Origin of the sequence: Agromyces binzhouensis (assembly GCF_004135055.1) — a bacterium.
GTDB classification, from domain to species: Bacteria; Actinomycetota; Actinomycetes; order Actinomycetales; family Microbacteriaceae; genus Agromyces; species Agromyces binzhouensis.
This window is the reverse complement of record NZ_SDPL01000138.1, coordinates 1-7,165: the sequence shown is the minus strand read 5'-3', so window position 1 is coordinate 7,165 and position 7,165 is coordinate 1. Positions and strand designations below refer to the sequence as shown.

6 protein-coding genes are annotated in these 7,165 nt (G+C 70.8%); all 6 read right to left on the bottom strand.

From position 1 onward, the window contains the following. Positions 1 to 1,028: LacI family DNA-binding transcriptional regulator (locus ESO86_RS08575; RefSeq protein ID WP_242492285.1), on the bottom strand; the 1,028-nt coding region annotated here is incomplete at its 3' end. 121 nt (positions 1,029 to 1,149) lie between these two features. Then, on the bottom strand, positions 1,150 to 2,223 hold the full coding sequence (yjfF, locus tag ESO86_RS08570; RefSeq protein ID WP_129234520.1) for a galactofuranose ABC transporter, permease protein YjfF: 1,074 nt from the start codon (positions 2,221 to 2,223) through the stop codon (positions 1,150 to 1,152). Beyond that, complete coding sequence (locus ESO86_RS08565; protein WP_242492284.1) at positions 2,220 to 3,263, bottom strand: ABC transporter permease; 1,044 nt, start codon at positions 3,261 to 3,263, stop codon at positions 2,220 to 2,222. Before ESO86_RS08565 ends, yjfF begins: the two co-directional genes overlap by 4 nt. Next, positions 3,260 to 4,936 carry a sugar ABC transporter ATP-binding protein gene (locus tag ESO86_RS08560; RefSeq protein WP_129234521.1) on the bottom strand — a complete coding sequence of 559 codons (1,677 nt, stop codon included), beginning with the start codon at positions 4,934 to 4,936 and terminating at the stop codon, positions 3,260 to 3,262. The genes ESO86_RS08565 and ESO86_RS08560 overlap by 4 nt, the downstream gene beginning before the upstream one ends. A 142-nt stretch (positions 4,937 to 5,078) precedes the next feature. Next, on the bottom strand, positions 5,079 to 6,059 hold the full coding sequence (locus ESO86_RS08555; protein WP_207207067.1) for an ABC transporter substrate-binding protein: 981 nt from the start codon (positions 6,057 to 6,059) through the stop codon (positions 5,079 to 5,081). A 456-nt stretch (positions 6,060 to 6,515) separates the two neighbouring features. Then, positions 6,516 to 7,103 (bottom strand): HhH-GPD-type base excision DNA repair protein, encoded by a 588-nt coding sequence (locus ESO86_RS08550; RefSeq protein ID WP_129234518.1) that lies wholly within the window; start codon positions 7,101 to 7,103, stop codon positions 6,516 to 6,518. Positions 7,104 to 7,165: the final 62 nt, after the last annotated feature.

The following is a 7,165-nucleotide window of genomic DNA, read 5'->3' as shown; positions in this document are numbered from 1 at the left end:
GCCGGCGGCGTCGACGCCGCCCCGGGCGCCGCGGTGCTGGCGCGGACCACGAGGTCCGGCACGCGCGGCGTCGGCATCCGGTCGTCGTCGCCGAGCACCGCGAGCACGCCCGCCATCGCGTCGCGACCGAGTTCGACGAAGTCCTGCCGGACCGTCGTCAGCGGCGGCGCGAAGAACTCCGCCTCGGGGATGTCGTCGAAGCCGACCACGCTCACGTCGCCGGGCACCGAGCGCCCGGCCTCGGCGAGCGCATGGATCACCCCGAGCGCCATCTGGTCGTTCGCGACGAACACCGCCGTCATCTCGCGGTCCTCGGCGAGCGAGCGGCCGTGCACGTAGCCGCTGCCCGGCGACCAATTCCCCACGAGCGGTTCGCGTGCGGGCAGGCCGTGCTCGCCGAGGGTCGAACTCCAGGCGCGGAGGCGCTCCGCAGTGTCCGTCGCACTGGTCGGCCCGCTCACGTGCCGGATCTCGCGATGCCCGAGCCCGATCAGGTGCTCGACCGCGAGCCGCGCGCCGGCGTACTGGTCAAGCCAGACCCGGTGCAGCGCGCCGCGATCCTCGGACGCCACCGCCACGACCGGCACGCCGAGGTCGAGCCGCTCGATCGTGTCGAGCCCGCCGCGCTGCGCCGCGATGAGCACGATCGCCTCGACGTTCTGGCGCACCAGCAGCTCGGCCGTGGAGCGCATGCTCGCGGCATCCGCCTCGAGCATGCTCGCCGTGATCACCGAGTAGCGCGCATCGCGCGCCGCCTCGTTGAAGTGGAGCGCCGTGCTCGAGGGGCCGTAGTCGGGCGCACCGCTCACGATCAGGCCAAGTGTCCGCGTCCGCCGCGTGACGAGCGCGCGCGCCGCCTGCGAGGGCACGTAGCGCAGCTGCTTGATGGCCTGCTCGACGCGAGCCCGGGTCGCCGGCCGCACGTTCGGCAGATCGTTGAGCACCCGCGAGACCGTCTGATGGGACACGCCGGCGAGCCGGGCCACGTCGAAGATCGTCGCGGCCCTGGCCTTCTCGTCGTCGCTCACTCTCCGACCGGCTCCCTGCCCCGCGCCTGCGGCGCGCTCGTTCCCCGCCATCATCCCATTCGCCGCCGACCGGCGCGGGGAGGGCGGCACCCCGCGACCGGGGTACGCGCCCCTCCCGCGGTCATCGTCGCCTGGCCGTCAGCACCTTCTGCAGGATGATGAAGACCAGCAGCAGCGCGCCGATGAAGATCTTCGTCCACCACGACGAGAGCGTGCCCTCGAAGGTCAGGATCGTCTGGATCACGCCGAGCACGAGCACGCCGAGCACCGAGCCGAGCACGAACCCGTAGCCGCCCGTGAGCAGGGTTCCGCCGATCACGACCGCGGCGATCGCGTCGAGCTCGGTGCCGATCGCCGTCAGCGGGTAGCCCGACAGCGTGTAGAAGGTGAACAGCACGCCCGCGAGGCCCGAGCAGAAGCCCGAGATCACGTAGACGAGCACCTTCGTGCGCGCCACCGGCAGGCCCATCAGCAGGCCCGACTGCTCGCCGCCGCCGATCGCGTAGACCGTGCGGCCGAACCGCGTGCCGTGCAGCACCCACACGGCGAGCGCGACCACGACGAGCGCGATGATCACGCTCGGCGTGATCGACAGGCCGGCGCCGAGCGGGATCCGCGACACCGCGAGCTGCACGAACGTCGGGTCGGTGATCGAGATCGACGACTGGCTGATGACGTAGCAGAGGCCCCGAGCGAGGAACATCGCCGCAAGTGTCGCGATGAACGGCTGCACCTTGAAGACGTGGACCATGAGGCCGACGAGGAGGCCCAACACGCTCGTGAGGACCAGGATGATCGGGATCACGACGCCCGGCGACCACCCCGTCTGCAGCAGGCTCGCCGCGATCATGCCCGACAGGGCGACCACCGCGCCGACCGAGAGGTCGATGCCGCCCGTCAGGATCACGAAGGTCATGCCGACCGCGAGCACGATCAGGTAGGCGTTGTCGACGAACAGGTTCAGGAACACCTGGCCGGAGAAGAACCCGCGGTAGCGGAAGCCGCCGATCACGAAGATCGCGACGAACAGCAGGCCGGTGACCGTGACGGGTCCGTACTTCGGGCTCGTGAGCAGGCCGAATGCCGCGGCCAGCGGGCGGCGGCCAGAGCCGGTCGGTGCGGTCCCGCGGGGGCCGGTGCCCCGGCCCTGGCGCGGCTGGCGGTTCGTCGTGGGCGCCTCGAGGAGCTTCGTCATGATGCGGCGACCCCCTTCCCGGATCGGACGGCGAGCCGTCGTCGGAACCCGCTCAGCGCCTCGGCGGTGGTGGGCGACTGGAGGAGGCACACGATCGTGACGACCGCGGCCTTGAACACCATGGTCGCGATCGGCGGGATGCCGACCGTGTAGACCGTGGTGACGAGCGTCTGGATGACCAGGGCGCCGACGAGCGTGCCGAGCAGCGAGTACCGGCCGCCCGCGAGCGAGGTGCCGCCGATGACCACGGCGAGGATCGCGTCGAGCTCGATGAACAGGCCCGTGTTGTTCGCGTCGGCGGCCGCGGTGTTCGCGGTGAGGATGAGCCCCGCGATGGCGGCGCACAGCGCGCAGAACGTGTAGACCGCGAAGAGCAGTCCACGCGCGCGCACGCCCGCCTGGCGGCTGGCCTCGGGGTTGATGCCGACGGACTCGATGAACATGCCGAGCGCCGTGCGGCGCGTGATGAGCGCCGCGAGCCCGAACACGACCGCCGCGATGATCACCGCCACCGGGATGCCGAACCAGAAGCCCGAGCCGAGGAACTTGAAGGGCGGGCTGTTCACCGTGAGGATCTGCCCCTCGGTGATGAGCATCGCGACGCCGCGACCCGCGGTCATCAGGATCAGCGTCGCGATGATCGGCTGGATGCCGAGCGCGGCGACGAGGAAGCCGTTCCAGACGCCGAGCACGAGCGAGATGAGCAGCGCCACCGTGATCGCGACGGCCACGGTCGCGAGGCTCCCCGGAGCCGGCGAGCCCAGGATGATCGAGCAGGCCACGGCACCGGAGATCGCGGCGACCGCGCCGACCGACAGGTCGATGCCGCGCGTCGCGATCACGAGCGTCATGCCGACCGCGATGATCAGCGTCGGCGCGCCGTTGCGCAGGATGTCGATGAGGCTGCCGAACAGCTGGCCGTCGCGCACCGTGATCTCGAAGAACCCGGGGAACGCGACCAGGTTGATCGCGAACAGCACGAGGAGCATCACGACCGGCCAGAACAGCCGGTTGGACGCCATCTTGGCGAGCGCGCTCACGAGCGGTCTCCTTCGGTCGAGGGGGTCGAGGGGGCGGATGCCGCGGGGCCGTCGCCGGAGCCGACGGCGACCACCGCCACGGCCGGGGCGCGCTCGTCGAGCGCCTCATCGTCGGACGCGACGCGTCCGTCGGCGATGAGCGCGAGCAGCGAGTCGACCGTCAGCCCGTCGTTCTCGAGGTCGGCGACGACGTTCCGGTCGCGGAGCACCACGACGCGGTGGCTGAGCCGCAGCACCTCCTCGAGCTCGGCCGAGATGAACAGCACGCTCATGCCGTTCTCGGCGAGGTTGAAGACGAGCTTCTGGATCTCGGCCTTCGCCCCGATGTCGATCCCCCGCGTGGGCTCGTCGAGGATGAGCAGGCGGGGGGCGATCGCGAGCCACCGGGCGAGCAGCACCTTCTGCTGGTTGCCGCCAGAGAGGTTCCGCACGAGGGCGTCGGGGTTGCCGGGCCTGATGTTGAGGGCCTGGATGTAGGACTGCGCGAGCTCGTCCTGCTTCTTCTTCGGGATCGGCCGGAACCAGCCGCGATCGGCCTGCAGCGCCAGCACGATGTTGTCGCGCACCGTGAGCTCGCCCACGATGCCCTCGTCACGGCGGTTCTCCGACGAGAAGGCGATGCGCTTCGAGATCGCCTGCCGCGGCGTCCGCAGCTTCACGTTCTCGCCGTGGATCGTCAGCTCGCCCGTGTCGGCACGGTCTATGCCGCCGAACAGGCGCGCGAGCTCCGTGCGACCCGAGCCGAGCAGGCCCGCGAGGCCCACGACCTCGCCCACCGCGATGGGCAGGTCGGCCGGCTCGATCGCCCCGCGGCGCCCGAGCTTGGACGCCGAGACGAAGGTCGCGGCATCCGACTCGTCGACGACCGAGGCGTGAGCGCGGTGCTCGAGGTCGTCGAGCGCGGTGAGCTCCTTGCCGATCATCTTCTGCACCAGGTCGATGCGGAGGAGCTCGTCGACGAGGTACTCCCCCACGAGCGTGCCGTTGCGGAGCACCGTCAGGCGGTCGCAGATCTCGTACACCTGGTCGAGGAAGTGCGAGACGAAGAGGATGGCGACGCCCTGGTCCTTGAGCGACCGGATGACGCGGAACAGCTCGGCGACCTCGTCGGCGTCGAGGCTCGACGTCGGCTCGTCGAGGATCAGGACCTTGGCGTTCACGTCGATCGCCCGAGCGATCGCGACGAGCTGCTGCACGGCGAGCGAGTGGTCGCCGAGCAGCGAGCCCGGATCGATGTCGAGGTGGAGCCCCGCGAGCAGCTCGGCCGACCGGCGACGCATCGCGCGCCAGTCGATGCCGCCGAAGCGACGGGGCTCCCGGCCGAGCATGATGTTCTCGGCCACGGAGAGGTTGGGGAGGAGGTTGACCTCCTGGTACACCGTCGAGATGCCGGCGGCCTGCGCCTGCGCGGGTCCCGCGAACGAGACCCGTTCGCCCGCGAGGGTGATCGTGCCGGCATCGATGCCGTAGACGCCGGTCAGCGCCTTGATGAGGGTCGACTTGCCGGCGCCGTTCTCGCCCATGAGCGAGTGCACCTCGCCGGGGAACATGCGGAAGTCGACCCCGTCGAGGGCCTTCACGCCGGGGAAGCCGATCGAGATGCCGCGCATCTCGACGACCGGGACCGGTGCGGGCACGGCGGGTTCGGTCTGCTGGGTCACGGTGCTCTCCATCGAGTCCGCGAGCGGATGCGTCATCCGCCCGTCTCGTGCGCCGGAGGCGGCGCGGGTGGGACAAGGGTACGGGTGCGCGGCATGGACGACCGCGCACCCGGTCGGTCCGGCGGACGCCCTGCCGGGCGCCCGCCGGATCGAGTCAGTACTGGCGCGTGGGCAGCGCCTCGATCGCCTCTTCCTGCGTGAAGGTCGTCTCCTCGGTGATGATGCGCTTCTCGGGCGCCTCGCCGTCGTTGATCTGCTTCACGATGTCGACGAGCTGCTTCCCGAGGAGCGGCGAGCACTCGACGATGAAGTTGATCTTGCCGTCGGCCAGGGCCTGCATGCCGTCCTTGACCGCGTCGACCGTGACGATCTTGATGTCGACGCCCGGCTCCATGCCGGCCGCCTCGATCGCCTCGATCGCGCCGAGGCCCATGTCGTCGTTGTGCGCGTAGATGAGGTCGACGTCGGGGTTCGACTTCAGCAGCGCCTCGGTCACCTGCTTGCCGCCCGCACGGGTGAAGTCGCCGGTCTGGCTGGCGACGACCTCGAGGTTCGGGTTCTCGGCGATGACCTCGGCGAAGCCCTCGGCGCGGTCGATGGCGGGCGCGGCGCCCGTGGTGCCCTCGAGCTGGATGATCTTCACCGACTCGCTGGAGTCGGCGTACTCGTCGAGCACCCACTGGCCGGCCTTCTCGCCCTCGGCGACGAAGTCGGAGCCGAGGAAGCTGACGTAGAGCGAGTCGTCCTGCGAGTCGACCGCGCGGTCGGTGAGGACCACGGGGATGCCCGCGGCCTTCGCCTCGTTCAGCACGGCGTCCCAACCGGTCTCGACGACCGGCGAGAACGCGATCACGTCGACCTGCTGCTGGATGTACGAGCGGATCGCCTTGATCTGGTTCTCCTGCTTCTGCTGCGCGTCGGAGAACTTGAGCTCGATGCCCGCCTCCTCGAACGACGCCTGGATGTCCTTCGTGTTCGCGGTGCGCCAACCCGACTCTGCGCCGACCTGCGCGAACCCGACCACGAGTTCGTCGAGCGGCTTCGGGCCATCGCTTGCGGCGTTGCCGCTCGTGGCGCATCCGGTGAGGGCGAGGAGCATCGCGCCGGTGGCGGCGATGCCGATGAGCTTCTTCATCAGCTGGAACCTCCTTGTTCACTGCCGGCGTCTGGGCTGCTGCGGAGTCTCGGTGCGCCGGGCGGCCAGTTCATTCGGGCCGCGCTTGGAATGTTAGCGCTCACAAGTGAGCGCTCACAAGTGCGAATTCGATCACAGAACGATCACGGTCGTACGTGAGCGCGTTGCGCACCTGTTTTGGCTGATCAGTTGGCCTATTGAGAGCCACCCGGCTCGCCGGCGCCCCGGCGGCGCCGCGTCATCGACGCCCGATGTGATCGCTCATTTCGTGGTTCGCGACGTCGAAGCGTCGCTCATCACGACTCGGCCGCGGCCGCCACGCGCGCGCCCCGCAGGTCCGGCTCCGCTGTCGCCGAGCCACCGCCGAGCGGCGCCGGTACGCCGGCTGGATCGGAACGGTCGGATCGTGAAGCGGGCCGGCGTGCCGGCCTCGGCGCCGCACCGGCAGCCGAGGCGCTACCGCTTCGCGGCCTTCGCCGCCGCCTTCGCGGCCTGCTTCGTGGCACGGACCTTCGCGAGCGACTCCGGGTCGACGATGTCGGCCACCGAGGCGTACGACCCGGCCTCGCCGTAGTGGCCGGCGGCCTCGCGCCATCCGCTCGCCTCGAGCCCGCACTGCTTGCCGAGCAGCGCCAGGAAGATCTTCGCCTTCTGCTCGCCGAACCCGGGCAGCGCCTTGAGTCGCCTCAGCACCTCGGCGCCGTCGGGGTCGCCCTGCGTCCAGATCGCGGCGGCGTCGCCGCCCCACTCGTCGCGCACCGCGGCCGCGAGGGCCTGCACGCGTCCGGCCATCGAGCCCGGGTACCGGTGCACCGCCGGCGGCTGCTTGAAGGCCTCGACGAATCGCTCCGGTTCGACGGCCGCGATCGCCGCGGGCTCGATCGTGCCGACCCGGTCGCGGATCTTCGCCGGCCCCGCGAACGCCGTCTCCATCGCGACCTGCTGGTCGAGCAGCATGCCCGTGAGCAGGGCGAACGCGTCGCTGCCCAGCAGGTCGTCGGCAGCGGGATCACCGGTGATGTTGAGCGTGGTCATGGGCTCCATCCTCCCACCGCGGGCCGGGGCTCGCCGGGCGGCGGCCGACCCGGCCCGGCACGGCCCGCCCG